The organism is Cobetia sp. (assembly GCF_983723665.1).
In genome coordinates this window covers 1-25,120 of the sequence record NZ_CFDJES010000032.1, presented here as the reverse complement: position 1 = coordinate 25,120, position 25,120 = coordinate 1, and the positions used below count along the sequence as shown (strand labels likewise).

22 protein-coding genes and 1 other RNA gene are annotated in these 25,120 nt (G+C 64.1%); 4 read left to right on the top strand and 19 right to left on the bottom strand.

Going from position 1 to position 25,120, the window contains the following annotated elements:
* Positions 1–9: 9 nt before the first annotated feature.
* The 16 genes from ftsZ to rsmI form a co-directional block, all read right to left on the bottom strand.
* Positions 10–1,176: a cell division protein FtsZ gene (gene ftsZ / locus AC4FAH_RS05255; protein ID WP_286987196.1), complete on the bottom strand. Its 1,167-nt coding sequence runs from the start codon at positions 1,174–1,176 to the stop codon at positions 10–12.
* Positions 1,177–1,216: 40 nt separating this feature from the next.
* Complete coding sequence (gene ftsA / locus AC4FAH_RS05250; RefSeq protein ID WP_043332496.1) at positions 1,217–2,497, bottom strand: cell division protein FtsA; 1,281 nt, start codon at positions 2,495–2,497, stop codon at positions 1,217–1,219.
* A gap of 289 nt (positions 2,498–2,786) precedes the next feature.
* A complete protein-coding gene (locus AC4FAH_RS05245; RefSeq protein ID WP_286987197.1) occupies positions 2,787–3,515 on the bottom strand; it encodes a cell division protein FtsQ/DivIB in 729 nt (242 codons plus the stop codon).
* A 3-nt stretch (positions 3,516–3,518) separates the two neighbouring features.
* Entirely contained in the window at positions 3,519–4,484 is a 966-nt protein-coding gene (locus AC4FAH_RS05240) for a D-alanine--D-alanine ligase (RefSeq protein WP_348682376.1), read from the bottom strand.
* Between the two features lie 32 nt (positions 4,485–4,516).
* Entirely contained in the window at positions 4,517–5,929 is a 1,413-nt protein-coding gene (gene murC, locus AC4FAH_RS05235; protein WP_288387975.1) for a UDP-N-acetylmuramate--L-alanine ligase, read from the bottom strand.
* Positions 5,930–5,951: 22 nt separating this feature from the next.
* On the bottom strand, positions 5,952–7,028 hold the full coding sequence (murG, locus tag AC4FAH_RS05230; RefSeq protein WP_490245741.1) for an undecaprenyldiphospho-muramoylpentapeptide beta-N-acetylglucosaminyltransferase: 1,077 nt from the start codon (positions 7,026–7,028) through the stop codon (positions 5,952–5,954).
* Positions 7,029–7,105: 77 nt separating this feature from the next.
* Positions 7,106–8,335 carry a putative lipid II flippase FtsW gene (ftsW, locus tag AC4FAH_RS05225; RefSeq protein WP_054555086.1) on the bottom strand — a complete coding sequence of 410 codons (1,230 nt, stop codon included), beginning with the start codon at positions 8,333–8,335 and terminating at the stop codon, positions 7,106–7,108.
* The gene (gene murD / locus AC4FAH_RS05220; RefSeq protein WP_490245740.1) at positions 8,328–9,839 is read right to left on the bottom strand and encodes a UDP-N-acetylmuramoyl-L-alanine--D-glutamate ligase; all 1,512 of its coding nucleotides are present in this window, start codon (positions 9,837–9,839) and stop codon (positions 8,328–8,330) included. The genes ftsW and murD overlap by 8 nt, the downstream gene beginning before the upstream one ends.
* 13 nt (positions 9,840–9,852) lie before the next feature.
* Positions 9,853–10,935: a phospho-N-acetylmuramoyl-pentapeptide-transferase gene (gene mraY, locus AC4FAH_RS05215; RefSeq protein WP_043332504.1), complete on the bottom strand. Its 1,083-nt coding sequence runs from the start codon at positions 10,933–10,935 to the stop codon at positions 9,853–9,855.
* Positions 10,936–10,944: 9 nt separating this feature from the next.
* Positions 10,945–12,408 carry a UDP-N-acetylmuramoyl-tripeptide--D-alanyl-D-alanine ligase gene (locus AC4FAH_RS05210; protein WP_490245739.1) on the bottom strand — a complete coding sequence of 488 codons (1,464 nt, stop codon included), beginning with the start codon at positions 12,406–12,408 and terminating at the stop codon, positions 10,945–10,947.
* On the bottom strand, positions 12,405–14,003 hold the full coding sequence (locus AC4FAH_RS05205) for a UDP-N-acetylmuramoyl-L-alanyl-D-glutamate--2,6-diaminopimelate ligase (protein ID WP_242007735.1): 1,599 nt from the start codon (positions 14,001–14,003) through the stop codon (positions 12,405–12,407). Before AC4FAH_RS05205 ends, AC4FAH_RS05210 begins: the two co-directional genes overlap by 4 nt.
* A 105-nt stretch (positions 14,004–14,108) precedes the next feature.
* Positions 14,109–15,770 (bottom strand): peptidoglycan D,D-transpeptidase FtsI family protein, encoded by a 1,662-nt coding sequence (locus AC4FAH_RS05200; RefSeq protein ID WP_054555193.1) that lies wholly within the window; start codon positions 15,768–15,770, stop codon positions 14,109–14,111.
* Between the two features lie 116 nt (positions 15,771–15,886).
* A complete protein-coding gene (ftsL, locus tag AC4FAH_RS05195; protein ID WP_043332508.1) occupies positions 15,887–16,207 on the bottom strand; it encodes a cell division protein FtsL in 321 nt (106 codons plus the stop codon).
* A gap of 250 nt (positions 16,208–16,457) precedes the next feature.
* Complete coding sequence (rsmH, locus tag AC4FAH_RS05190) at positions 16,458–17,444, bottom strand: 16S rRNA (cytosine(1402)-N(4))-methyltransferase RsmH (protein WP_286987206.1); 987 nt, start codon at positions 17,442–17,444, stop codon at positions 16,458–16,460.
* A gap of 285 nt (positions 17,445–17,729) precedes the next feature.
* Positions 17,730–18,082, bottom strand: an RNA gene (gene rnpB, locus AC4FAH_RS05185) — RNase P RNA component class A.
* 102 nt (positions 18,083–18,184) lie between these two features.
* Positions 18,185–19,048 (bottom strand): 16S rRNA (cytidine(1402)-2'-O)-methyltransferase, encoded by an 864-nt coding sequence (gene rsmI / locus AC4FAH_RS05180; protein ID WP_287020087.1) that lies wholly within the window; start codon positions 19,046–19,048, stop codon positions 18,185–18,187.
* Between the two features lie 196 nt (positions 19,049–19,244).
* On the opposite strand from rsmI, the gene AC4FAH_RS05175 reads away from it, so the two are divergent.
* From AC4FAH_RS05175 to AC4FAH_RS05160, 4 genes are read left to right on the top strand one after another with little or no spacing between them, the layout of a single operon-like run.
* A complete protein-coding gene (locus tag AC4FAH_RS05175) occupies positions 19,245–21,146 on the top strand; it encodes a penicillin-binding protein activator (RefSeq protein WP_286988703.1) in 1,902 nt (633 codons plus the stop codon).
* Between the two features lies 1 nt (position 21,147).
* On the top strand, positions 21,148–21,549 hold the full coding sequence (locus AC4FAH_RS05170; RefSeq protein ID WP_052384397.1) for a YraN family protein: 402 nt from the start codon (positions 21,148–21,150) through the stop codon (positions 21,547–21,549).
* 21 nt (positions 21,550–21,570) lie between these two features.
* Positions 21,571–22,164 carry a phosphoheptose isomerase gene (locus tag AC4FAH_RS05165; RefSeq protein ID WP_043332512.1) on the top strand — a complete coding sequence of 198 codons (594 nt, stop codon included), beginning with the start codon at positions 21,571–21,573 and terminating at the stop codon, positions 22,162–22,164.
* Between the two features lie 37 nt (positions 22,165–22,201).
* Positions 22,202–22,780, top strand: coding sequence for a BON domain-containing protein (locus tag AC4FAH_RS05160; RefSeq protein WP_054555092.1), 579 nt, complete (start codon positions 22,202–22,204; stop codon positions 22,778–22,780).
* A 174-nt stretch (positions 22,781–22,954) separates the two neighbouring features.
* Here AC4FAH_RS05160 and AC4FAH_RS05155 read toward each other — a convergent pair whose 3' ends face one another.
* The 3 genes from AC4FAH_RS05155 to AC4FAH_RS05145 form a co-directional block, all read right to left on the bottom strand.
* Entirely contained in the window at positions 22,955–23,545 is a 591-nt protein-coding gene (locus AC4FAH_RS05155; RefSeq protein ID WP_286988702.1) for a ClpXP protease specificity-enhancing factor, read from the bottom strand.
* A gap of 167 nt (positions 23,546–23,712) precedes the next feature.
* Positions 23,713–24,339 carry a stringent starvation protein SspA gene (gene sspA, locus AC4FAH_RS05150; protein WP_043332516.1) on the bottom strand — a complete coding sequence of 209 codons (627 nt, stop codon included), beginning with the start codon at positions 24,337–24,339 and terminating at the stop codon, positions 23,713–23,715.
* Positions 24,340–24,554: 215 nt separating this feature from the next.
* A partial coding sequence (locus AC4FAH_RS05145) for a cytochrome c1 (protein ID WP_490245738.1) occupies positions 24,555–25,120 on the bottom strand: 566 nt, incomplete at its 5' end.

Here is a 25,120-nt window from a genome sequence, read left to right as displayed (position 1 = left end):
CAGTGCGCATCAGTCAGCCTGGCGACGCAGGAAGGCCGGGATATCGAGATAGTCATCCATATCACGCGACTTGCGCGGCTCCGACTTCTTGACTGCCGCTTCCTGCTCTTCCTTGGCCTGACGGGTGACCGTCGGGGTCTGCAGGCTGCGGTAGTCCGCCGGCTTCTCGACGGTACGCTTGGCCGGTGCCGTTTCACGCGCCGCCGGCTTCTCGACGCGACCGTCGAGACCCGCCGCCACGACAGTGACACGCAGCTCGTCGGTCATGTCCATGTCGATGGACGTCCCGACCACGATGGTGGCGTCCGGAGAAGCGAACTCCTGCACGGTGGCACCCACATCGTTGAATTCACCGATGGAGAGGTCCGGGCCTGCCGTGATGTTGACCAGGATACCGCGCGCGCCGTGCAGATCGATGTCTTCGAGCAGCGGGCTGCGAATGGCCTTCTCGGCGGCTTCACGAGCACGGTTCTCGCCGATGGCGTCACCGGTCCCCATCATCGCCATGCCCATCTCGGACATGACAGTGCGCACGTCGGCGAAATCGACGTTGATGATGCCCGGGCTGGTGATCAGCTCCGCGATCCCCTGCACGGCACCCAGCAACACGTCATTGGCGGCGCTGAAGGCGCTCAGCAGGCTGGCGCTCTTGCCCAGCACAGACAGCAGCTTCTCGTTGGGGATGGTGATCAGGGAGTCGACGTGCTCGGAGAGCTCCTTCATGCCCTGCTCTGCCGCCTTCTGACGACGCGGCCCTTCGAACGGGAACGGACGCGTGACGACGGCCACGGTCAGGATACCCAGTTCCTTGGCGACCTGCGCCACGACAGGAGCACCGCCGGTACCGGTACCACCCCCCATGCCAGCGGTGATGAAGACCATGTCGGCGCCTTGCAGCAGCTCGACGATACGCTCACGGTCTTCCATCGCCGCCTGGCGGCCCACTTCCGGGTTGGCGCCAGCGCCAAGCCCCTTGGTGATTTCACTGCCCAGCTGCAGGACAGTCTTGGCGGCCACGCGCTTGAGCGCCTGAGCATCGGTGTTGGCGCAGATGAACTCGACGCCTTCGATGTTGCTCTCGACCATGTGATTGACGGCGTTACCACCGCCGCCGCCAACACCGATCACCTTGATGACCGCGCTGCTGGAGGGTGCGTTATCTACCAGTTCGAACATATGCCCTGTCTCCTGGATCACAGTCTTTCTGTAATCCCTGTCAGAAATTTCCCTTGAACCAGCCCTTGATCCGCTCCAGCGTGGAGGTGTCGTGCTCTTGGCCGTGAACGCGTCGCGCGGCAGATTCCTCTCTGCGCACCGCGACGGTCGTCGACGATGGCGTGTGCCGCTCCTGTTTCATCCCATAATGTAGCAAACCCACACCCGTGGAATAAATCGGATTGCGGACCACATCCGCCAGTCCACGCACATTTTGCGGGCAAGCGATGCGAACCGGCATGTGGAAGATCTCCTCCGCCAGCTCAACGACACCTTCCATGCGTGACGTTCCACCCGTCAGAACCACGCCCGCAGCCACGAGATCTTCATAGCCACTGCGACGCAATTCATCGCGGACCAGGGTGAACAGTTCCTCATACCTGGGCTCGACCACTTCGGCCAACGCTTGACGGGACAGATCACGTGCCGGTCGGTCACCGACACTCGGCACCTTGATCGTCTCGTCGCTGGAGGCCAGCTGGGTCAGAGCACAGGCATACTTGACCTTGATTTCTTCTGCATATTGCGTCGGTGTGCGCAGCGCCATGGCGATGTCATTCGTGACCTGATCACCCGCGATGGGGATCACAGCCGTATGACGAATGGCACCTTCGGTGAAGACGGCGATATCCGTGGTACCACCGCCGATATCCACCATGCACACACCCAATTCACGCTCATCCTCGGTCAGAACCGCATGACTCGAGGCGAGCTGCTCGAGAATGATGTCGTCGACTTCGAGCCCGCAGCGACGCACGCACTTCTCGATATTCTGCACGGCATTCAGTGCGGCAGTGACCAGGTGAACGCGCGCCTCAAGACGCACCCCGGACATGCCCAACGGCTCGCGAATACCTTCCTGACGGTCAATGGCATATTCCTGCGGCAGCACGTGAAGAATGCGCTGACCTTCAGAAATCGCTCGAGCGCGCGCCGAGTCGATCACGCGTTCGATATCAGACGGCGTCACTTCGCGATCCTTGATCGCCACGACACCATCGGAATTCATCGAACTGATATGACTGCCGGCGATGCCCACATATACCGAGTGGATATCGCAGCCGGCCATCAACTCAGCCTCCTCCACTGCGCGCTGAATCGACTGTACGGTCGATTCGATGTTGATCACCACACCCTTCTTCATGCCACGTGAAGGGTGGGAGCCAATTCCCGCAATTTCGATACCGCCATCATCGGTCGGCTGACCCACGATCGCGACTACCTTGGAGGTTCCGATGTCCAGCCCGACCACCATATCCTGTGATTTGGAATGTCCTGCCATAGGTCGGGCCAGCTCCTTGATTCTGGTTCATCATGAAAATAATTGCGCGCTTTGACAGACAACATGTCTGCCGCACCACCCAAAACGGGTTTACGTTCCGTTTAACCCGTACAGAGGGATTTGACTTCCCAGTATAGGAGCAGCCACTTGGGGCATACCAGCCTAAAATACCGAGGGGCGCAAATCCCCGCTAGAATAGGCGGGATTGACGACAAATGAAACTGGCGATATCGCCATTTTGCTAATACTCACACGCAAATGAAGCATGTAGTGAGTGTCGCCATTTGCCTCAACTGCCCTTGCCTTCTTCGGGTGCCGTCGTCTCCCCATGCCACGCCACTGCCACTCCGTTGGGGTAACGCAGATCAATGTAGCGGATCTGCGACGCCTCATCACCCAGACGCCGCTGCCAGGCCGCCATGAAACGCGCCAGACGCGCCTCTCGATCATTGCGACCCAGCATCACCCACACCGAATCATTGACCTGAAAGCGCCAGGCGCCGCGTGGCTCCAATCGCAACTGGGAGACATTGAGCCCCAGCCCGCCCAACTGGCTCTGCAGCGCGTCAAGCTCGGCCAGCACTTCGGATCCACTGCCCTTGGGCCCCGCCAGATTGGGCAGATTGCCCAGCTGCGTGACCGGGCCCGCCTGGAAGGCATCGCCGCGCACATTGAGCAATTCGCCATCATTCCAGTAGGCCACCGGCTGCTGTTCAAACAGCTCGAATTCGAGTGTATCCGGCCAGCGACGCGAGATGCTGACCTCACTCAGCCAATCGATCGCCAACGCGCGACGCCGAACCTCGCCCAATGGGACGGAGAGCCAGCTCTGGCCACGAATCAACGGCGCGATGTGACGCTGAAGGTAGGCAGCACTGACATGATCGAAGTCACCCTTGATGGTGACTCGCTCAATGGGACGGTCAAGCCAGGTCCACAATGCCTGTCCGCCCGCGACCAGCAGCGCAAGACCGAGAACGAGGCCGAAGATTGCGCCGGTAGTGCTACGCGCCGCCATCGATCAATGACCACTCTGCTGAGCGACTGACGCATCGTTTGCGTCCCGCTCGGCGAGAGTCGTGTCGAGAATGCGCAGCACCAGGGTGGCGAAATCGAGCCCGACATGCGCCGCGGACTGCGGCACCAGGCTGTGATCGGTCATGCCCGGCGAGGTGTTGACTTCCAGCAGCCAGAAGGCGCCGTCCGCATCTTCCATCACATCGACACGGCCCCAACCCTCGCAGCCCAGCACGTTGAATGCCTTGAGCGAGATCTCGGCCAATTCCGCCTCGCGCGCAGCGCTCAGACCACAAGGCAGCAGATAACGCGTGGTATTGGCGATGTATTTGGCATCATAATCGTAGAAACCACTATCGGCTTCGATGCGAATGGCCGGCAGGACTTCGCCGTCCAACACCGACACCGTGTATTCCGGGCCCTTGATGAAACGCTCGGCCATCACCACCGCATCGAAGCGGCTGGCATCCGTCCAGGCATCCTGGAGCGCCTGGGCGTCCTCGACGATATGGATGCCGAGTGTCGACCCCTCATGCACCGGCTTGACCACCACCGGCGTCCCGAGCGTCTCGAGCACCGACTGCCAGTCCGTGTCCGCCGCCAGGCGACAGGAGCGTGGCGTCGGCAAGCCTTCGATATCCCAGAGCTTCTTGGTACGCAGCTTGTCCATGCCCAGTGCAGAGGCCAGTACGCCGCTGCCGGTGTAGGGGATGCCCAGCAATTCCAGCGCACCCTGCAAGGTGCCATCTTCGCCGCCGCGACCATGCATGGCGATGAAGACACGGTCGGGACGCAATGCCTCGAGACCGGCCAGCCCATGCGCCATGTCATAGCCCTGCACATCGACACCTGCGCCCTGCAGGGCCGCCAGCACCGCCTCACCGCTCTTGAGCGACACCTCGCGCTCGGCGCTCAGGCCACCGAACAACACCACGACACGTCCATAGCGCGTGGCCAGTTCAGGATTCACGCCTGTCGACCCGGATGGGGAGGAAGACACGGTCATAGCGTCACCTCGTCAAGCTTGAGGTCGGCCCCCGCCAGTGCCAGCGCAATGCCACCGACATCGCCCGCCCCCTGGGTAATCAGGATATCGCCCGGACGCAGCACGTTCTTGAGCAAGTCCGGCAAGGCACGCTTGTGCTCGACGAACAGCGGGTCCACCTGACCGCGCTGACGGATCGAGCCCGCCAGCGAGCGGCCATCGGCGCCCGGAATCATCGCTTCCCCGGCGCTGTAGACATCCAGCAGCAACAGGGTGTCGACTTCGGACAGCACACGCACGAAGTCTTCATAGAGATCATGGGTGCGCGAATAACGGTGCGGCTGGTAGGCCATCACCAGACGGCGCTGCGGCCAGCCGGCGCGCACGGCGCGAATCACCATCTCCACTTCGCGCGGGTGGTGGCCATAATCGTCCACCAGCATCACGCTCTGCTCACCATTGGGTGCCGCGAATTCTCCGTGCACCTGGAAGCGACGACCGACACCGGCAAAGCCTGCCAGCGCGCGGGCGATGGCCTCATCACTGACACCGACATCGGTGGCGATGGCGATCGCCGCCAGGGCGTTGAGCGCATTGTGCTCACCCGGCATCGCCAGAGTGATCTCGAGCGGTGCATGGCCTTCCGGACGCAGCGCCGTGAAGCTGAGCTGACCGCCACCCTGGCGGAAATCGCTGATGCGGTAATCGGCATCGTCGCTGAAGCCGTAGGTCACGAACTGACGCTGAACACGCGGCAGCAGCTCACGCACGTTGGCATCATCGATACACAGCACCGCCAGACCGTAGAACGGCAGGTTGTGCAGGAATTCGATGAAGGTGTCCTTGAGGCGATTGAAGTCGCCCTCATAGGTGGCCATGTGATCGGCATCGACGTTGGTCACCACCGAGATCAACGGCTGCAGATGCAGGAAGGAGGCATCGGACTCGTCCGCCTCGGCGACCAGATACTCACCCTCGCCCAGACGGGCATTGGTGCCCGCGCTGGTCAGCTTGCCGCCGATGACGAAGGTCGGGTCCATGCCACCTTCCGCGAGCAGGGTCGCGGTCAGGCTGGTGGTGGTGGTCTTGCCGTGGGTGCCGGCAATCGCGATGCCCTGGCGGAAGCGCATCAGCTCGGCGAGCATCTCCGCGCGACGCACGACGGGGATGCGATGCTCCCGCGCCCAGGCCACTTCCGGGTTGGTGGTGTCCACCGCGGTCGAGACCACGACCACATCCGCGCCTTCGGCATTGATGGCCGCATGACCGATGGCGACACGCACGCCGCACTCACGCAGATGCGCCGTGACGGCGGATTCCTTGAGGTCACTGCCGCTGACCTCATAGCCCATGTTGCCCAGTACTTCGGCGATACCACACATGCCCACACCGCCGATGCCGACGAAGTGGATACGACGGATGCGGCGCATACCTGCACCGCGATCAGAATTGCTAGCGTTCAAGGCGAGTCTCCATGCAGCCTGCCAGCATGGTCGCTACCGCATCGAGTTCCGCACTATTGCGGGCGCGAGCGGCCATGCCAGTGAGTATCTTGGGGTCGAGCAATTCTGCCAGCGTCTCGGCGAGGCGCTCGGCAGTCAACGTATTCTGGGGAATCAGGCGCGCGGCATCCGCCTTGACCAATACCGCGGCATTGACGGTCTGATGATCATCCACGGCGTGGGGGAACGGCACCAGTACCGCAGGGCGACCTGCCGCAGCCAGCTCGGCCACGGTCAGCGCGCCGGCGCGACAGACCACGAGGTCTGCCCAGGCGTAGGCCTCGGCCATGTCACCGATGAACTCGCTGACCTCAGCCGTGACGCCGGCTACCTGATAGGCGGCAAGGGTCGCCTCCTGCTTGTCACGTCCGGCCTGATGGCGCACCACGGGGCGCGAGGCTTCCGGCAGCAGGGCCAGCGCCGGCGCGAGCGTCTCGTTGAGCGCCTGAGCGCCCAGCGAGCCGCCCATCACCAGCAGATGCAACGCACGCGCCTCGCCTGCCGTCTCGACAGCAGACTCGGACGCATGCCCGGCGGCACCGACATCGGCGATCTCATCGCGCACCGGATTGCCCACCACCTGTGCTCCGAGGGCGGGCGGGAAGGCGCCCGGGAAGGCGGCGTAGACACGCGTCGCCATCCGCGCCAGCACCTTGTTGGTCAGGCCCGCGATGGCGTTCTGCTCGTGAATGATCAGCGGAATGCCTTCAAGGCGCGCCGCGAGCCCGCCCGGACCACTGGCGAAGCCACCGAGGCCCACCACTAGCACCGGTTTGAGCTCACGAATCACGCGCCGTGCCTGCAGGACGGCGCGCGCGAGACGAAACGGGATCGCCGCATAACCCGCCAGACCCTTGCCGCGCAGGCCCGCGACCTCGACCCGATGCAGCGGGTAGCCGGCGTCAGGCACCAGGCGATTCTCGATGCCACGCGGGCTGCCCAGCCAATGAATCTCGTGACCGGCCGCCGCGAGGGCACGCGCCAGCGACAGCGCCGGGATCACATGCCCTCCCGTGCCGCCGGCCATCATCAGCACGACGCCTTTGGAGACAGTGTCTACCGAGTCGACCGCCCCCTCGGGAGCGATGGTAGAAGAAGATGACGTCATGCCTGTGCTCCTTGCGGTGTCTCGGTCGGCTTCTTGGCCTTGCGCCGGGGCGCGGCGGCATTTCCTGTCGGTGTGCGGGTCAGCTTGCGAGTCTCGGCATCGATACGCAGCAGTATCGCGATCTGCACGCAACTGACGATCAGGCTGGAACCGCCATAACTCATCAGGGGCAGGGTCAGCCCCTTGGTGGGCAGCAGTCCGCTGGCCACACCGATGTTGATGAAGGCCTGCGCCCCCAGCACGAGGGCGATACCGTAGCCGAGGTAGGCGCTGAACGGCAAGCCGGCGAGTTCAGCGCGGCGACCGATCTTGAAGGCGCGGTAGATCAGCAGTCCGAACAGCGCCACCACGGCCGTCGCCCCGATCAAGCCCAGCTCCTCGGCCAGCACGGCGAACACGAAATCGGTATGCGCTTCCGGCAGATAGAACAGCTTCTGCACGCTGTTGCCCAGCCCCATGCCGCTGAGGTGGCCACGACCGAAGGCGATCAGCGCCTGGGTCAGCTGATAGCCACTGTCATACATGTTGGCCCACGGGTCGGTATAGGTGGTCAGACGCTCCCAGCGATAGGGTTCGGCGATCGCCAACAGCCAACCACCACCGCCGGCCAGGCCCAGCAAGACGATGAAGCCCCACCAGGCGACGCCCGCCATCAGCAGCATGCCCATCACGGCACCGCCCATGACCACGATGGAGCCAAAGTCAGGCTCCAGCGCCAGCAGCACGATCATCAGCAACAAGGGAACGCAGGGCAGAATGAGGCCGTTGACGACGCTGGCGCGCACCTTGTCGAGGCGGCGGTCCAGATAGCCGGCCAGCCAGATCATCAGACACAGCTTGGCGATCTCGGAGGCCTGCACCCCGCCGACCAATGGCAGCGGTATCCAGCGCTTGGCGCCGTTGATCTCGCGCCCGACCACCAACACGACCACCAGCAGCACGAAGCCCAGCATCAGCATCGCGAAGCTGCGCTGCTGCCAGGCGGACATCGGCACGCGCAGCGTACAGATCGCGGCCACCAGGCCGATCACGATGAAGATGCCGTGGCGCATGCTGTAATAGAAGGCATTGCCATCGAAGCGCTCGCTCGAGATCTCACTGGAGGCAGACGTCACCATCACCCAGCCGATACACAGGATCGCCAGCGCGCAGAACAGCAGCCAGCCGTCGACGGGCTGACGCTCTGCCGTCAGGGTGTCATGGACTCGCCGAGCCTTGTTACGCATCGCAGGCTTCCTTGTCGCTGCCGCCAGGGCCAGAATTGCAGTCAGCACCGGGCATGATGTGCTGCGTGACCCAGTCACGGAACGCGTCGCCGCGCGCCATGTAATTGGGGAACTGATCGAGACTGGCGCAGGCCGGTGACAGCAGTACGCAGTCCCCCGCCTGAGCGATCTGTCGAGCATGACGCATGGCCTCCAACAGCGTCATGACTGGCGTCACGGTAACGTCATCGGCCAGGGCTTGCGTCAATAGCGGCGCATCCTGACCGAACACCACCGCCTCACGGGCGTAACGGGCCAGTGGCGCCGCCAGCGGCGTGAAATCCGCGCCCTTGCCCTGGCCACCGGCCAGCAATATCAGCTTGCCCTCGAGCGTCGGGCCGAGACCGGCAATCGCCGCCAGCGTCGCCCCGACATTGGTGCCCTTGGAATCATTGATCCAGCGCACGCCCGCCACCTCGGCGATCAGCTCGCCGCGATGCGGCAAGCCCGCGAAGCTTGCTAGCTCGGCGACCATCGCCGTCTCGTCGAGGCCGATCGCGGTGCCCATCGCGAGTGCCGCCAGCGCATTGGCCTGGTTGTGGCGACCGGCCAGTCGCACGTCCGCAGCAGGCATCACGCTGCACAGCTGGCCAGACTCGACATGACACAGCGACAGCGTGCCGCCCTGCTCCGCCAGGCGCCATTGCGCCTGCCTGGCAGCCTCATCGGTCGACTCATCAGCTGACTCACCGAGCTGCACGCTGAAACTGACTCGCGCCACCGCATCATCCTCGGCCGGCCAGCTCCAGGCGTCATCGGCATTGACGACCGCAAGGCCTGCGCCGCGGAAGATGCCGCGCTTGGCGGCCTGATAGCCGCGCATGCCATCGTGGCGATCAAGGTGATCTTCGGAGAGATTCAGGAAGCAGGCGACATCGGCCTTGAGCTCAGGTGTGGTCTCGAGCTGGAAGGAAGACAGCTCCAGCACGTAGAGTTCGGCATCAGGCTGCTCACGCAACAATGTCAGCGCGGCAGTGCCCAGATTGCCGCCGACCGCCACGTCACGGCCGGCACGCGCGGCCATCTGCGCGATCAGCGTGGTCACGGTGGACTTGGCGTTCGAGCCGGTGATCGCGACCAGCGTGGGCCGCTTGCCCTGCGCGTCGCGGGCCTGGCGCTCGTCCAGCGCACGCACGAAGAGTGCGATCTCGCCGACCAGCCGCTCGCGGACCCCATCGAACACCGCCTGACGCGGGTCGATGCCCGGACTGAGCACCACCTCGCCGAAGCGTGACAGATCCAGCGATTCCAGTGGGCCAAGATGGACCTCGGCCTGCGGCGCATGCTCGCGCAGGCTCTCGAGGCCCGGCGGTGCGCTACGGGTATCGGCGACGGCAAAGTCGATGCCGCGATCACTCAGATGGCGAGCGATCGCCTGTCCGGAGACACCAAGACCGACCACCAGGGTCGGTCCTTTGGCAGGCACCGGCGAGGCCGGTGCTTGAGAGGTGACAGAGAGGGTCATCGCGAATGCGTCCTCAGCGAACCTTGAGTGTGGCCAGGCCAAGCAGCACCAGCACGACGGTGATGATCCAGAAGCGCACGATGACGCGCGGCTCCGGCCAGCCTTTCAGCTCGAAGTGGTGATGCAGCGGCGCCATGCGGAAGATGCGGCGCCCGGTCAGCTTGTAGGAGCCGACCTGCAGGATCACCGAGACGGTTTCCATCACGAAGACGCCACCCATGATGAACAGCACGATTTCCTGACGCACGATGACAGCCACGACCCCCAGTGCCGCGCCGAGTGCCAGCGCGCCCACATCGCCCATGAAGACCTGGGCGGGATAGGTGTTGAACCACAGGAAACCGAGGCCGGCACCCGCGATGGTGGCGCAGAACACGGCCAGCTCGCCGGAACCGGCGATGAACGGAATGTGCAGATACTCGGCGAACTTCAGGTTGCCAGAGGCGTAGGCGAAGATGGCCAGGCCCATGGCGACCAGCACGGTCGGCATGATCGCCAGACCATCGAGGCCATCGGTCAGGTTGACCGCATTGGAGCTGCCGACGATCACGAAGTAGGTCAGCACCATGTAGAACACGCCCAGCGGAATGACGACGTCCTTGAAGAACGGCACCAGCAGGCCCGTCTCGGCCGGCGTGCTCGCCGTCAGGTACAGCACCACGGCGGCGCCGATGCCCACCACCGACTGCCAGAAGTACTTCCAGCGTGCCGGCAGGCCACGCGGATTCTTCTCCACCACCTTGCGGTAGTCATCGACCCAGCCGACGGCGCCGAAGCCCAGCGTGACGGCCAGCACCACCCAGACATACAGGTTGGTCAGGTCGCCCCACAGCAGGGTGGAGACGGCCATCGACAGCAGGATCATCACGCCGCCCATGGTCGGGGTGCCGGCCTTGGAAAGGTGAGACTTGGGGCCATCGTCGCGCACGGCCTGGCCGATCTGGCCATCGACGAGCTTGCGTATGACCCAGGGGCCCAGCCACAGACACAGCAACAGTGCCGTCAACGTGGCCAATACCACGCGCAGGGTCAGATAATTGAAAACCGTAAAGGCGCCATTGAATTGGGCCAGAAACTCAGCAAGCAGCAGCAGCATGACTCACATTCACCTTGATGCGTCGACCTTGAGCGCGGCAACGACATTCTCCATGCCAGCGCTGCGAGACCCCTTGACCAGAACACTGGCCCCGGTGGGTAGATGGTTACGGGCGTAAGCTTCCAGCTCTGCCCGCTCGATAAAGTGCTTGCCACCGGCCCCGAAGGCCTCGGCAGTCGCCTGAGCGCCCTCGCCGCAGGTGGCAATGAAATCTATGCCCAGCTTGCGGGCGTGGTCGCCCACCTCGGCATGCAGACGTTCGGCGTCTGCTCCGAGTTCGCCCATGGCGCCCATCAGGCACCAGCGCGGCGCAGGCAGTGTCGCCAGCAGATCCAGCGCCGCCAGCATGGCACCGGGGTTGGCGTTGTAGCTGTCATCCAGTAGACGCGAACCGTTGATGCCTGCCACGACGCCCAGCCTGCCGGGCACGCTCTCGGCGCTCTCGAGCCCGGCGATCACCAGATCACTGTCGATGCCCAGTGCCAGGCACGCCGCGGCAGCCGCCAGCGCATTGGCCACGTTGTGACGCCCCAGCAACGCCAGCTGGACACGACCGAGCGAGCGGCCATCAAACGTCAGTTCGAAAGCATAACGCCCGAGCTCATCCGCGCCTAGCTCACGCGCCTGCAGGCGTGCCGGGCGATCACCGCTATCCACGCTGGCATCCACAACGCCATCCGCAACGCTGAAGTCGATGACATCGACCGCCTGGCCGGTTGCGGCCAGCGCCTGCCATAGCGAGAAGTAGGCGTCATCACGGTTGAGCACCGCGACCGGACGTCGCCCTCCCAACGGGCTCAAGCCCGCCAGAATCTCGCCCTTGGCCTGGGCGATCTGCCCCATGCCGCCGAATTCGCCGACATGGGCGCCGGTGACATTGGTGATCACCGCCACTTGCGGGCGCGCCAGGGCCGTCGTCCAGGCGATCTCGCCGAGATGATTGGCGCCCAGCTCGACCACACCGTGCTGGTGGGCGTTGCTCAAGCGCAGCAACGTCATCGGCAGGCCGAAATCGTTGTTGAGGTTGCCGTGATTGGCGAGGCTTTCGGCCTCGAAACGCGCGGCATCCCGCACAAGGATGGCATGCACCAGGCCCTTGACGCTGGTCTTGCCGCTGTTGCCGGTCACCGCGATCAGCGGCCTCCCCCAGGCACGACGACGCGCTGCCGCCAGCAGCCCGAAGGCCAGCCGGGTATCCGCAACGACGATCTGCGGCAGCGGATCATCCACTGCCCGCTCGACCAGCGCCGCGACGGCGCCATTGGCACGAGCCTGGGCGAGGAAGTCATGGGCATCGAAGCGCTCACCCTTCAGCGCCACGAACAGCGGTGCGGCCTGCTCGCCAAGCTTGCGGGTGTCCGTCTCGATGGCGCCCAGCGCTTGATCGCGCAATGCCTGTGGCAACTGCGCCCCGAGCACCGCGGCCACTTCCTCGAAGGTGCTCAGACCGACGGGCTGTTCAGGCGCACTCATGCGTCACGCTCCTGACCTTCCAGCATCGAGAGCTCACGACGCTCCAGCGCCGCGACCGCATGGGCTACATCGGAAAACGGCAGTCGCTGACCGTCGATTTCCTGATAGTCCTCGTGCCCCTTGCCGGCAATCAGGATGACATCATGCTCGCCGGCATCACGGATGACCTGGGCAATGGCTTCGCCACGCTCGGCGATATCCAGTACGCGCTCGCGGGCATGGATGCCGGTCATCATCTGCTGACGGATGGCAGCGGCATCCTCGGTGCGCGGATTGTCATCGGTGATCACGACACGATCGGCGCCCTGTTCGGCGGCCGTGGCCATCAGCGGGCGCTTGCCGCTGTCGCGATCGCCACCACAGCCGAGTACACACCATAGGCGCGCATCATCCCGCGCCGGCAGGTGGGCACGCAGCGCGGTCAGTGCCGTCTCGACGGCCTCCGGCGTGTGGGCGTAGTCGACCACCACCACCGGCGCGCCATCACGACTCAGGCGCTGCATGCGGCCCGGCACCGGCGTCAGACGCGGCGCGGCGGCAAACAGCCCCTCGAACGAATAGTCGAGGCCATGCAGGATCAGCATTGCCAGCAAGGCGTTGTCGAGATTGAAGCGCCCCATCAGATTGAGGCCCAGCTCACGCTCGCCATCCGGCGTCGCGATCACGGCAACCTGGCCCAGCGGCTCGGGGAAGACATCCAGCACGCGCAGGGTCGCGACATCATCACGCCCCATTGCCAGCACGCGCACGCCGCGCTGCATGCCGGCCAGCATCAGACGCGCCAGCGCATCGTCGGCATTGAGCACCGCAAGCTTGAGTTCGGGACGCTTGAACAGCTTCGCCTTGGCCGCCGCATAGGCCGCCATGCTGCCGTGGTAGTCGAGGTGGTCTCGCGAAAGATTGGTATAGCCCGCGACGGTGAAGCGACAGCCATTGACGCGCCCCTGATCCAGCGCATGCGAAGAGACTTCCATCGCGATCAGCTCGGCACCGGCCAGGCTCAGGCCCTTGAGCGCCGCCTGCACGGCCAAGGCGTCGGGCGTGGTGCGCTCGCCCGCGACCAGCGCGCCGGGACGCCCGATGCCGAGCGTGCCGATCATGCCGGCGGGCGTGCCCATCGCTTCGGCCAGCTCGGCGATGTAATGGGTGACGGAAGACTTGCCATTGGTGCCCGTGACCCCGACCAGCGTCAGCGACTCGGGCACACTGAAGGCCTGGCGACCCAGCTCACCGAGCTGCTCGCCCAGATTCTCGAGCCAGACGACTCTGGCATCGTCTGAATGCAGCGCGAGACGTGCATCCCCGCCTGCGGGTCTTTCGGCCAGCACCAGCTCGGCACCGCCCTCAAGCGCCGCGGCGATATAGTCGCGGCCATCGCTGGCGATGCCGGGGATGGCGATGAAGAGGGAGCCCTGCGCGGCACTGCGACTGTCGATCGTCAGGTGCCAGTCATCGCGCGCGGCAAGCCGTGCACGGCAATCGTCATTGAGGGCGCCTGGCCACAGCGCCAGCAACGCTGCCAGCATGTCTGTCGCCGTGGCCAACGGGCGCGCCAGAAACTCGCCCAGGCGCCTGGAATCGTGCGGTGAAGTCATGTCGGAAGACCTTCCTTGTTCCCGATGTCCCGGAACGTATTCACTACATGAGAAAAAAGACGCAGTCGCCCGCCCGAGGCCGACGACCGTGCCACATGAAAAGCGTTACTCACCGACCTTGCTGTCCGGCGGCACATCCAGCAGGCGCAATGCCTTGCCCACCACGCGCCCGAACACGGGCGCCGCCACCAGACCGCCGTAATATTCTTCCCCTTTGGGGTTCTCGATCATCACCACGGTCACGATACGCGGATCAGACACCGGTGCCACACCCGCGAACAACGAACGATAGGCGGTCTTCTGATAACCACCGGCCGTCACCTTGCGTACGGTGCCGGTCTTGCCGGCGATGCGATAGCCTTCGACCACCGCCCGCTTGGCAGGCCCGTTGGGCTGCACGATCTTCTCCATCATGCCGAGCAAGGCGTGCGCGTTGTCCGATGAGATCACCTGGTCACCGACCGGCGGCGTCTTGACCTTGAGCAGCGACGGCGGCACACGACGGCCGTCGTTGGCGAGCGCGGTGTAGGCGCTGGCCAGTTGCAGCGCCGAGACGCTGATACCGTAACCGTAGGAGATGGAGGCCCGCTTGCTGCGCGACCAGTTGGTCGGCGGCGGCAGCACGCCGGTCGTCTCGCCCGGGAAGCCGGTGCCCGGCGCCTGACCGAGGCCCAGCTCATAGTAGCGATTCCACACCGCATCATCCTCGAGACTCAGCGCCATGCGGCTCATGCCGATATTCGAGGAGTGATAGAGAATGCCCGCCATGTCGAGCTTGCCGTAGTTGCGGAAGTCACGAATGGTGAACTGATCGACCCGCATGTAACCCGGCGTGGTATCGATCACCGAGTCCGGCTGATACTTGCTGGAGGCAAGGCCGGCGCTCATCGACAGCGGCTTCATCACCGAGCCGGGCTCGAAGGCATCGGTGATCGCGCGGTTACGCAGCCCGGCGGGATCAAGCCCGGCACGGTTGTTCGGGTTATAGGACTTCTGATTGACCATCGCCAGCACTTCGCCGGTGCGCGCATCCATCATCACCAGGGTGCCGCCATCTGCGCGGTGCTCCGCCACGGCCGCCTTGAGCTCACGGTAGGCCATGTATTGCAGACGCAGGTCGATGGAGAGTGTCAGGTCGCCACCGGGCTTGGCTTCGCTGATCAGATGCAGGTCACGCACCAGGCGCCCCTTGCGGTCCTTGAGCACACGTCGCTTGCCCGGCGTACCGGAAAGGTAGGAATTGTAGGCAAGCTCGAGCCCCTCCTGGCCCTTGTCATCGACGTTGGTCACGCCGATCAACTGGGCGGAGACTTCTCCGGAGGGGTAATAGCGCTTGTATTCCTGCTTGTGGCTGACGCCCGGAATATCGAGGTCAATGGCAGGCTGGGCCTGCGGCGGGGTCATCTGGCGCTTGATGTACATGAAGCCCTTGCCGGCATCACGATAGCGGCGGACGCGTGCGATCAGGTCATCCGGCTTCTGCCCCAGCGCGCGCGCCAGCAATGACAGCCGCACGGGGTCGTCGGGCACCTTGCGCGGGTCGGCCCACAGGGTGATGACCGGCGTGGAGATCGCCAGCGGCTCACCGGTGCGGTCGGTGATCATGCCGCGGTGAGCATTGATGCTGTCGACACGCAGGGTGCGTGCGTCGCCCTGATCCTGCAGGAACTGCTGATCGAAGAGCTGGAGATAGCCGATGCGGCCGACCAGAGCGACAAGCCCGGCCAACACGATGAAGAGCATGATGCGATAGCGGGCTGGCCCCATGGCTGCGCGCGCGCTCTTGCGGGCACCGCTTGCGGCCTTGGTGTGAGCGGGCGTCTCAGCGCCGGCGGCTTTGCGCGGGTTGCGCGGGCGAGACGAAGGCGGGCGACGCGTGGCCATCAGCGAATGACCTCGACATCGTGGACATCCGGGACGCGCATCTCGAGTCGCTCGATGCTGATGCTTTCGATACGCGCCGGCGCCGACCAGGCGCTTTCTTCCAGCAGCAGGCGGCCCCAACGTGCACGCGCATCATCGCGCGCCGCTTCCAGCTTCTGCAGCTGGGCATATTGGCCGCGCGAGAGGTGGGAGCTGATCACGACAGCAGCGGCAGAGCCGAGCAGACTGAGCATCAGCACCGCGAAACACAGGTGACGCCAACGCATCTGCACCTTGATCGGCCAGTTACCCGTCCAGCCATCCTGTCTCCGCCCCGCCATGCCGACTCCCTAATCACTCTGAACGTGATGCCCCGCATCACGAATATCCTTGCAGACTGCCAACGTGCAGGCGCGATGTTCGCTCACTTGTTTGAAGCGCCCGGCGCATTATGTCAGCAAGTGGCGTTAGCCGCTAAGAGTTGCAGCACGGCAACACTTGTGTCGTCCTTTCACCACAGCCCACTTGCGCGCGCGCCTGCCGGTAGGCAGGCGCAGAAAGAGGCACGATTCCCCAGAGGGAGCACTGACGCTATTTGAGCTTTTCGGCAATGCGCATCACGGCACTGCGCGAACGGACATTGGCATCGACTTCGCTTTGCGAGGCCTTCTGCGCCTTGCCCACCAGCTTGAGACGCTTGTTGAGCTGGTCTTCACGGATCGGCATGCCACGCGGCGCCTGATCCCCCCGCGCCTTGTCACGCATGAAGCGCTTGACGATGCGGTCTTCCAGCGAGTGGAAGCTGATCACGACCAGACGACCGCCGGGCTTGAGCGCCTCGAGACCGGCATCCAGCGCGCGGGTCAGCTCATCCAGCTCACCATTGATGTGGATGCGGATCGCCTGGAAGACACGCGTCGCCGGGTGCTTGTGCTTCTCCCAGTTGGGGTGGGCATCCTTGATCAGGCTGGCGAAGTCGCCGGTGCGCGTGATGGGTCGCTCGGCGCGACGCTCCACCACGGCGCGTGCCAGACGCTTGGCATAACGCTCCTCACCATAGGTCTTGAAGACCCAGGCCATGTCCTCGGCACTGGCACGCGACAGCCACTCGGCGGCGCTCTCGCCACTGGTGGGGTCCATGCGCATGTCCAGCGGGCCATCATTCATGAAGCTGAAGCCACGCTCGGCATCATCCAGCTGCGGAGATGACACGCCGATGTCGAGCAGGATGCCATCCAGCTGACCCTGCACGCCCTCACGCTCGGCATATTCGCCAAGACGCGCGAATTCACCGGCATGGATACTGAAGCGCTCGTCCTCGATGGTCGCGGCTTCCGCCAGCGCCTGGGGGTCACGATCACAGGCGATCAGACGCCCCTCGGGCGCCAGACGCGACAGGATCAGACGCGAATGGCCACCGCGACCGAAGGTGCCGTCGAAGTAGACGCCGGCCGTGTCCTGAATCAGGCCATCGACCGCGCCATCGAGCATGACACTGACATGCGCGAAGCGATCAGCCACTTCGACGGACTCGGTATCGGCAGACTCGGTAACGGAAGGAGCGCTGGGCTTGGACATGACGAAACTCTGGACCTTGGCACGCGATGCGAGCAGTGAAAGCCGGTGGCAAAGGACACCGACAGCATAAGAGCGGAAACAGCGCCTGCGTGCAGCAGGCAAGCGGCTGAAGCACGAATTCAAGTGCCATAACCGACAACCGGCGCCTGTCACGGCAGCGTGTTCGTTGCCATCCAACTGCAATGGTCATTCACGAAACACGCAGCGGACGGCGCCGGTCATGCGAATTCAAGGTGTGCTGCCATCGCTCGCATCGCGAAGGCTGGCAGCACACTGACGTTATAAGGCGGGAGATGGCCGATAAGCCGGGTCTTGTCGTGGACAGTCATTCATCTAGGCCCTGAATCACTTCAGGGCTCAAGCAACCAACCCGCCCCCACTGCGGGCAGCAGCATAGGGGGCCTATTTGGTCTTGCTCCAGGTGGGGTTTACCTCGCCGCGAACTGTTACCAGCCGCGCGGTGCGCTCTTACCGCACCCTTTCACCCTTACCGGTCAGCCGAAGCTGACGTAGGCGGTCTTCTCTCTGCTGCACTTGCCGTCGGCTCGCGCCGCCCAGACGTTATCTGGCACCTTGCCCTATGGAGCCCGGACTTTCCTCCCCCAGCTTGCGCTGGCGGCGACTGTCTGGCCGTCTCCCAAGCGCGCAAGACTACCAGTGTCATGGGCCTTTCACAAGACGAAGCCCGCGCAGGCCGAACAATGGCAGCGGCAAAAAAGTCTGGCGTGACAGAGGTTTGCTTATTCCTCTGCCGCGTCCTTCATGGCTTGCGCCTTGGCATACCAGGCTTTCTTGCGCCCGCCTACCAGACGTGTGGCGATGGCGGCCATCTGCTTGACGCCCACGCCCTCCTCGAACAGCACCTGCAACAGGGCGTCGCCTTCGACACTGACCGCCTCGTCGCCGTCACGTGCCGGCGCGCCTTCGATCATGACCACGAATTCACCGCGGGTCTGATCACTGTCAGCGTCCATCTGCGCCAGCAGCTCGGCCGCCGTGCCATCAAGGAAGGTCTCGAAGGTCTTGGTCAGCTCACGGGCCAGCACGACCCGGCGCTCGCCCAGCACCTCGCGGATATCGCCGAGCAGCGCCTGGATGCGGTGCGGAGATTCATACAGCACATGGGTGGCGCTATCGTCGCGCAGCGCGGCAAGGCGTGCCTGACGCGGGCCGCCCTTGTGGGCCAGAAAGCCTTCGAAGGTGAAGCGATCCGTCGGCAGACCCGCCGCGCTGAGGGCGGTGATCAACGCGCACGGCCCCGGCAGCGGCACTACCTTGAAGCCACGCTCGCGCAGGGCGCGCACGACGATGAAGCCGGGATCGGAGATCAGCGGCGTGCCGGCATCGGAGACCAGCGCGACGCGTCGGCCTGCCTCCAGCGCCTGACACAGCTGGTCGACACGACCACGTTCGTTGTGATCGTGCAGGGACATCATGGGCACTTCCAGGCCCAGGTGACGCAGCAACCGCGCGCTGTGGCGGGTATCCTCCGCTGCGATCAGGTCCACTTCTCCCAGCACCCGCGCGGCGCGGGGACTGAGATCATCGAGGTTACCAATCGGCGTGGCGACCACGTACAATACGCCTTCAGAAGACTCGGACATTCAATGCTTCGACTCGTTGAACTCAATGGTAGAAATGGTCGTCAGACACAGGCAGATTGCCTTGGGACATTTCATCCGAAGGACGCTGCATGCGTGGCCCTGATCGACCGAGTGCCATGATGCCTTTCACCCTTCATCACAGTAGGCGGCGATGCAGTCCTGACCACATCGCCCATCAGCCAAGGGACCGTCGTACATGCGCCAGACATGGAATCGTGCATCAGCCAATACGCTGGGCACTTCGTCAGCCATCCGGCAGGAGGCCGCGCGCCGTTCACGTTCCGGCCTGCGCACGCTGGCGGGCCTCGCCGCCTCCGCCCTGCTGCTGGCAGGGTGTGCCGGACAGTCACCGCTTTCCATCGGCCCCGGGGCCGATGCCCTGCTCGCTCAGGCCGAGCAGCAACAGGGTCAGCAAGCGGCCAGTACGCGCCTGCAAGCTGCGGACATCCTAGCACGCAGCGGCGACAACGCGCAGGCGATCACCATCGCATCCGACATCGATCCGGCAAGCCTCGAGCCGCAGGAACGCGTGCAATGGGCCCTGCTGCTGTCGCGTATCGCGCTTGAGCAGCAGGACGGCTGGAACACGATCCTGGCCACCTCGGTACTCGAGGACAACATCCAGATGTCCAGCGATGACCAGCGCACACTGCGCAAGCGTCGCGGCCTGGCGCTCGGCATGGTCGGCGAGCCCCTGGCCAGCGCCCAGACCCTGATCGCCCTGCAGGCCGACAGCGATGACCTGAGCATCAACGATACCCTGTGGGAGCAGCTCACGCGCCTCTCGCCCAGTCAGCTCAATGAGCTGGCCAGTGCCAGCCCCACCGCCAGTGGCTGGACGGACCTGCTGCGCCTGCAGCGTCGCTTCGGCGGCAACATCGACCAGATGTTCTCCGCCATCAACGACTGGTCGGACGCCAACCCGCAGCACCCCGCCGCACGCCAGATGCCGCAGGGCATACTCGACCTGCGCGAGCTCTCCGGCCAGGAAGTGCGCAAGATTGCCGTCTTCCTGCCCGAGTCCGGCTCGCTCAAGCGGATCGCCCAGGCCATCCGTGAAGGCATCGAGGCGCGCCATCGCAGCGCCATCGACAATGCCGAGGCCACCCCGCAGCTGAGCTTCTATGACACCTCGAGCGCGGACCTCAAGACCCTGTATGCCCGTGCCACCATGGATGGCGCCCAGGTCGTGCTCGGCCCGCTGGACAAGAAGCTGGTCAGTCAGCTCGAAACCCAGAACAGCCTGCCGCTGCCGACACTGGCCCTCAACTACGGCACCCATGACAGCAACCGTGCCGACAACCTGTTCCAGTACGGCCTGTCCGCCGAGGACGAAGCCCGCCAGGTCGCCATGCGCGCCGCGCTTGATGGCCATCGTGGCGCCGCTGCGCTGGTGCCCAACAATGCCTGGGGCCAGCGCGTCTACAGCGCCTTCCGTGACCGCTTCGAGCAGGAAGGCGGCGACATCGTCTCCGTCGAGCGCTACAACCCCAAGGGCGCCGTCAGCTCAGCCGTCAAGGACCTGCTGTCGGTCTCGAGCCAGGACCAGGCGCGCATGAAGTCAGCCAAGAAATCCGGCAGCAAATACGGCCGCGCGCACTCCGGCAACATCGACATGATCTTCCTGCTGGCGCTGCCGAGCTATGCGCGTCAGGTGCCGCCGATGCTGGACTTCTACTACGCGGGCGACCTGCCGATCTACGGCACCTCCCATCTCTATGACGGCGCACCGCAGCCCGATCAGGATGGCGACCTCAATGGCGTCGACTTCGTGGACATACCCTGGGAAGTGCCGGAGGCCTCCTCCGGCGGCAAGGCGTCCCTGCCGGAAGTCGACACCTACCGCGCCCTGTCCGATGCTTCACCGCGCATGCTCAAGCTCAACGCCATGGGGGTCGATGCCTATCGTCTGGCCCAGCGCGTACCGCTGATGCTGGCCGGTGCGGGCGGCGAACTCTTCGGCGCCACCGGCAGCCTCTTCCCGCGCCACGATGGCCGCATCGAGCGCACGCTGCCCTGGGCTGAATTCAGAGGTGGCGTACCGCGTCCGCCACTGAAAGGCGCCAACAGCCGCACCGTCGAAGCCTACACGCCCTGACATGACACGCGCCGACTCGCCCTCAGGCAAGGCGCACCCGCCTCCCCAGCGTCGCGCCCGAGCGCGCGGCGCCGTCATCGAGGCGGAGGTAGAACAATGGCTGGCAGCGCGTGGCCTGACACCCGTCACGCGCAACCAGCATGCCAAGGGCGGCGAGATCGACCTGATCATGCGTGACGCCGAGACCCTGGTCTTCATCGAGGTGCGCTACCGGGCCAACTCCCGCTTCGGCAGCGCGCTGGAAAGCGTGACCCATACCAAGCAACGCCGGCTGATCACTGCCGCGCGTTTTTATCTGGCCCAGCACGGGCTATCATGTTCCTGCCGCTTCGACGTGGTAGGCGTGGAGGGGACCTCCCCTCGTTCCATTCACTGGATTCGCCACGCCTTCGAAGCGTTCTGAAGCCAACGACCAAGAGCCATCATGGATTTCCAATCGCGTATTCTCGGCCACTTCAACGCCAGCATTGACACCAAGACCTACGCCAGCGAAGTGCTGCCGCCCTTCATCGAAGCGGCCAGCCAGATGATGGTCCAGAGCCTGGTCAATGACGGCAAGATCCTGGCCTGCGGCAACGGCGGCAGCGCCGGCGACAGCCAGCATTTCTCCTCCGAGCTGCTCAACCGCTTCGAGCGTGAGCGCCCGAGTCTGCCGGCCATCGCGCTGACCACCGACACCTCCACGCTGACGTCCATCGCCAACGACTACAGCTACAACGAGGTGTTCTCCAAGCAGATCCGCGCCCTGGGTCAGCCCGGCGACATCCTGCTGGCCATCTCCACCAGCGGCAACTCCGCCAATGTGGTGCAGGCCATCCAGGCGGCTCACGACCGTGACATGCGCGTCGTCGCCTTGACCGGCCGTGACGGTGGCGACATGGCGTCACTGCTGGGCAGCGAAGACTGCGAGATTCGTGTTCCCGCCACCTCTACGGCACGCATCCAGGAAGTCCATCTGCTGGCCATCCACTGCCTGTGCGACCTGATTGATCATCAGCTGTTCGGCAGCAACGAGTAATCCGCGCGCCCCACGGCATTCACCAGGAGAAAACGGCATGACGCCCAAGAACCTGCTTTCCCTCATGGCCACCGCCGGCTTCCTGACGCTAGCCGGCTGCACCACCGTCGCCGACCTGACCAACAGCGGCCCGATCGACGAAGACTATGGCGATCGCACCCTGGGCGCCCAGGTGGAAGACGAGAGCATCGAGACCAAGATCGAGGTCAATCTCGGCAAGACCGATGCCCGCTTCAATGATGCCCACGTCAACGTGAACTCCTACAACGGCATGGTGCTGCTGACCGGCCAGGTCGCCAGCGACGAGCTGAAGCAGAAGGCCACGGACATCGCCAAGGATGTGCGTCGCGTGCGTCAGGTGCACAACGCGCTGGAAATCAGCGCCAATGCCCCGGCCAGCCAGCGCGTGCAGGACACCTGGCTGACCACGCGCGTCAAGGCCACGCTGGCGGCGGATGCCAACATCGACTCCGGTCGCATCCTGGTACTCACCGAGAATGCCAGCGTCTACCTGATGGGTATCGTGACCCGCGCCGAAGCCGACCAGATCGTCAGCAAGGTCTCTGAAGTCGGCGGCATCCAGCGTATCGCCAAGGTCTTCGAGTACCTCGACTGATCGAGGTGGCGCGCTTGCATGCCTGACATGCAAAGTGCCCTGAATAAATAGCACCAAGAATCAAGAATGAAAAATGCCCCGCAGGCCGAAGCCTGCGGGGCATTTTTCATGACAGGAGCGACATCAGGCGGACAATGGCCAATCCTCATCCATCGCCCCCACCTGCCGACGTGATTACTTGATCACGCGCAGCGAAGGACGCCCCTTGCGCGGCGGCTTGGGCTGATCATTGTCATCAGCGCCCTGCTCGTCGCTGGCCGAATTCGACGCCTGCTCTTCACCGGCGACTTCGGCATCAGCGCCTGAGCTTGTCTCGACGGACGCATCCGCTGACTCTGACGCCTCTTCCTCGACGGGCGCACTGCCGACACTGGCCAGCGTCGGGCGCGCTGCGGCGGCCGGCTCGGCATCTTGCGCGGCTTCACCGAATGTCATCTCATCGGCACCCGGCATCACCGGCTCGTGACCGAAGACCATACCGACACCGTTTTCACGCGAATACAGCGCGACCAGGGCGGCCGTCGGCACGCTGACGTGCATCGGCTGACCACCGAAGCGGGCATTGAAGCTGACCCCTTCATTGGCGATCAACAGATCACGCACCGCACCGGGTGCGATATTGAGCACGATCTGGCCGTTCTGGACGTGTTGACGCGGCACCTGGACACCTTCCTGCTCGGCGTCCACCACGATGTACGGCGTATTGTCGTTATCCAGCAGCCACTCGTAGAGTGCGCGTGCCAGATAAGGGCGACTGGAAAGCATGGGAGAACCTCTTGAACTGCAATGAGTGTCAGCGACGACCGAAGTCCATTCCGCCAACGGGCCAACGCCCCGCACATCGCTCACATCCATCATCCACAGACTGATGAGCGAGGGCGAAAGCCCGAATGCGTGACCGATCGATCAATGACCGAAGGATCACGCACGGATCAGATACGCATCTCGCGCTCGGCCTCGGACAGCGACGCCTTGAAGGCATCACGCCCGAACAACCGCTCCATGTAGGTCAGCAGCGGCTTGACCTGCTTCTCCGGCAGCTCGATTCCCAGTGTCGGCAAGCGCCACAGGATCGGGGCAATGCAGGTGTCCACCAGCGAGAACTCGTCGCTCATGAAGAACGGCATGTCGTCGAAGATCGGGGAAATGCCGATCAGGCTTTCACGCAATTCCTTACGCGCCTTGTCGGCTTCCTTCTTGGTGCCTGTCTGGATGGTTTCCATCATCGGCACCCATTCGCGCTCGATACGATGCATCCACAGACGGCTCTGGGCGCGCGCCACCGGATACACCGGCAACAGCGGCGGATGCGGGAAACGCTCGTCCAGATATTCCATCATGACCTTGGACTCGTAGAGCACCAGGTCGCGATCCAGCAGCGTCGGCACACTGTTGTACGGGTTCAGGTCGGCCAGTTCGGCCGGACGGCTGTCATCATCCACATCAATGATATCGACTGCCACACCCTTCTCGGCCAGCACGATCCGTACACGGTGGCTGAAGTGGTCGTCACCACCGGAGTAGAAGGTCATCGATGAACGCTTGGCCACAACACCCATGAAACTGTCCTCGCATCTGTTCGAGACATGCCCGTGTCAGCTTTTGGCCTGACAAACGGGGATAAGTTTCCTCTGGCCTGCCCTTGTCACAACGGGCCCTGCCAGAGGGTCAGCCTGCGCCACCTCAAGGCGACGCAAGCGGGCGCGCGACTGATCAGCCGCGCGCCCGTCACTGCCGGCTCGCCATTATCACTGAGACCCCGCCCCGGGGGCCATCAATGAATGTCGCGCCAATATTCCTTCTTGAGAAGATACGCCAGCAAGGTAAAGATCAGAATGAATATTAACACCTTGGGGGCCATGCTCTCAGCCTTGAGTCGCGAAGGCTCGCCGACATAGGCCAGAAAATTGGTCAGATCCCACATCGCTTGATCAAACTCCCCTGCCGTCATGCTGCCAGGCTGGGTGATCTCTAGAATATCACAGGACGCATAACGCCCCGTGTCGGGATCGATCTCCGCCCCCGCTACCGCCAGGTCACTCTGCCCACAGACCTTTTCCTGCACGCCCTGCAGCGATTCCAGCACATGCGGCATGCCGACCTGGGGGAAGACCGCATTGTTCACGCCCCACGGGCGTGACGCATCACGATAGAAGCTCTTCAGATAGGTGTAGATCCAGTCAGTGCCGCGCAGACGCGCCTCGAGCGACAGATCCGGTGGCGGCGTGCCGAACCAGCCGGCCGCGTCTTCTTTCTGCATGCCCGTGCGCATGGTGTCATTGATCTTGAGCGCTGGCGAGAGAATCAGATATTGCTCGACCAGGTCCTCGGGCATCCCCA

Coding starts and splice junctions, on each gene's coding strand:
- ftsZ (WP_286987196.1), bottom strand. CDS start 1,176: ATGTTCGAACTGGTAGATAACGCACCCTCCAGCAGCGCGGTCATCAAG.
- ftsA (WP_043332496.1), bottom strand. CDS start 2,497: ATGGCAGGACATTCCAAATCACAGGATATGGTGGTCGGGCTGGACATC.
- AC4FAH_RS05245 (WP_286987197.1), bottom strand. CDS start 3,515: ATGGCGGCGCGTAGCACTACCGGCGCAATCTTCGGCCTCGTTCTCGGT.
- murC (WP_288387975.1), bottom strand. CDS start 5,929: ATGCGCCGCATCCGTCGTATCCACTTCGTCGGCATCGGCGGTGTGGGC.
- murG (WP_490245741.1), bottom strand. CDS start 7,028: ATGGCCGGCGGCACGGGAGGGCATGTGATCCCGGCGCTGTCGCTGGCG.
- ftsW (WP_054555086.1), bottom strand. CDS start 8,335: ATGCGTAACAAGGCTCGGCGAGTCCATGACACCCTGACGGCAGAGCGT.
- murD (WP_490245740.1), bottom strand. CDS start 9,839: ATGACCCTCTCTGTCACCTCTCAAGCACCGGCCTCGCCGGTGCCTGCC.
- mraY (WP_043332504.1), bottom strand. CDS start 10,935: ATGCTGCTGCTGCTTGCTGAGTTTCTGGCCCAATTCAATGGCGCCTTT.
- AC4FAH_RS05210 (WP_490245739.1), bottom strand. CDS start 12,408: ATGAGTGCGCCTGAACAGCCCGTCGGTCTGAGCACCTTCGAGGAAGTG.
- AC4FAH_RS05205 (WP_242007735.1), bottom strand. CDS start 14,003: ATGACTTCACCGCACGATTCCAGGCGCCTGGGCGAGTTTCTGGCGCGC.
- AC4FAH_RS05200 (WP_054555193.1), bottom strand. CDS start 15,770: ATGGGGCCAGCCCGCTATCGCATCATGCTCTTCATCGTGTTGGCCGGG.
- ftsL (WP_043332508.1), bottom strand. CDS start 16,207: ATGGCGGGGCGGAGACAGGATGGCTGGACGGGTAACTGGCCGATCAAG.
- rsmH (WP_286987206.1), bottom strand. CDS start 17,444: ATGTCCAAGCCCAGCGCTCCTTCCGTTACCGAGTCTGCCGATACCGAG.
- rsmI (WP_287020087.1), bottom strand. CDS start 19,048: ATGTCCGAGTCTTCTGAAGGCGTATTGTACGTGGTCGCCACGCCGATT.
- AC4FAH_RS05175 (WP_286988703.1), top strand. CDS start 19,245: ATGCGCCAGACATGGAATCGTGCATCAGCCAATACGCTGGGCACTTCG.
- AC4FAH_RS05170 (WP_052384397.1), top strand. CDS start 21,148: ATGACACGCGCCGACTCGCCCTCAGGCAAGGCGCACCCGCCTCCCCAG.
- AC4FAH_RS05165 (WP_043332512.1), top strand. CDS start 21,571: ATGGATTTCCAATCGCGTATTCTCGGCCACTTCAACGCCAGCATTGAC.
- AC4FAH_RS05160 (WP_054555092.1), top strand. CDS start 22,202: ATGACGCCCAAGAACCTGCTTTCCCTCATGGCCACCGCCGGCTTCCTG.
- AC4FAH_RS05155 (WP_286988702.1), bottom strand. CDS start 23,545: ATGCTTTCCAGTCGCCCTTATCTGGCACGCGCACTCTACGAGTGGCTG.
- sspA (WP_043332516.1), bottom strand. CDS start 24,339: ATGGGTGTTGTGGCCAAGCGTTCATCGATGACCTTCTACTCCGGTGGT.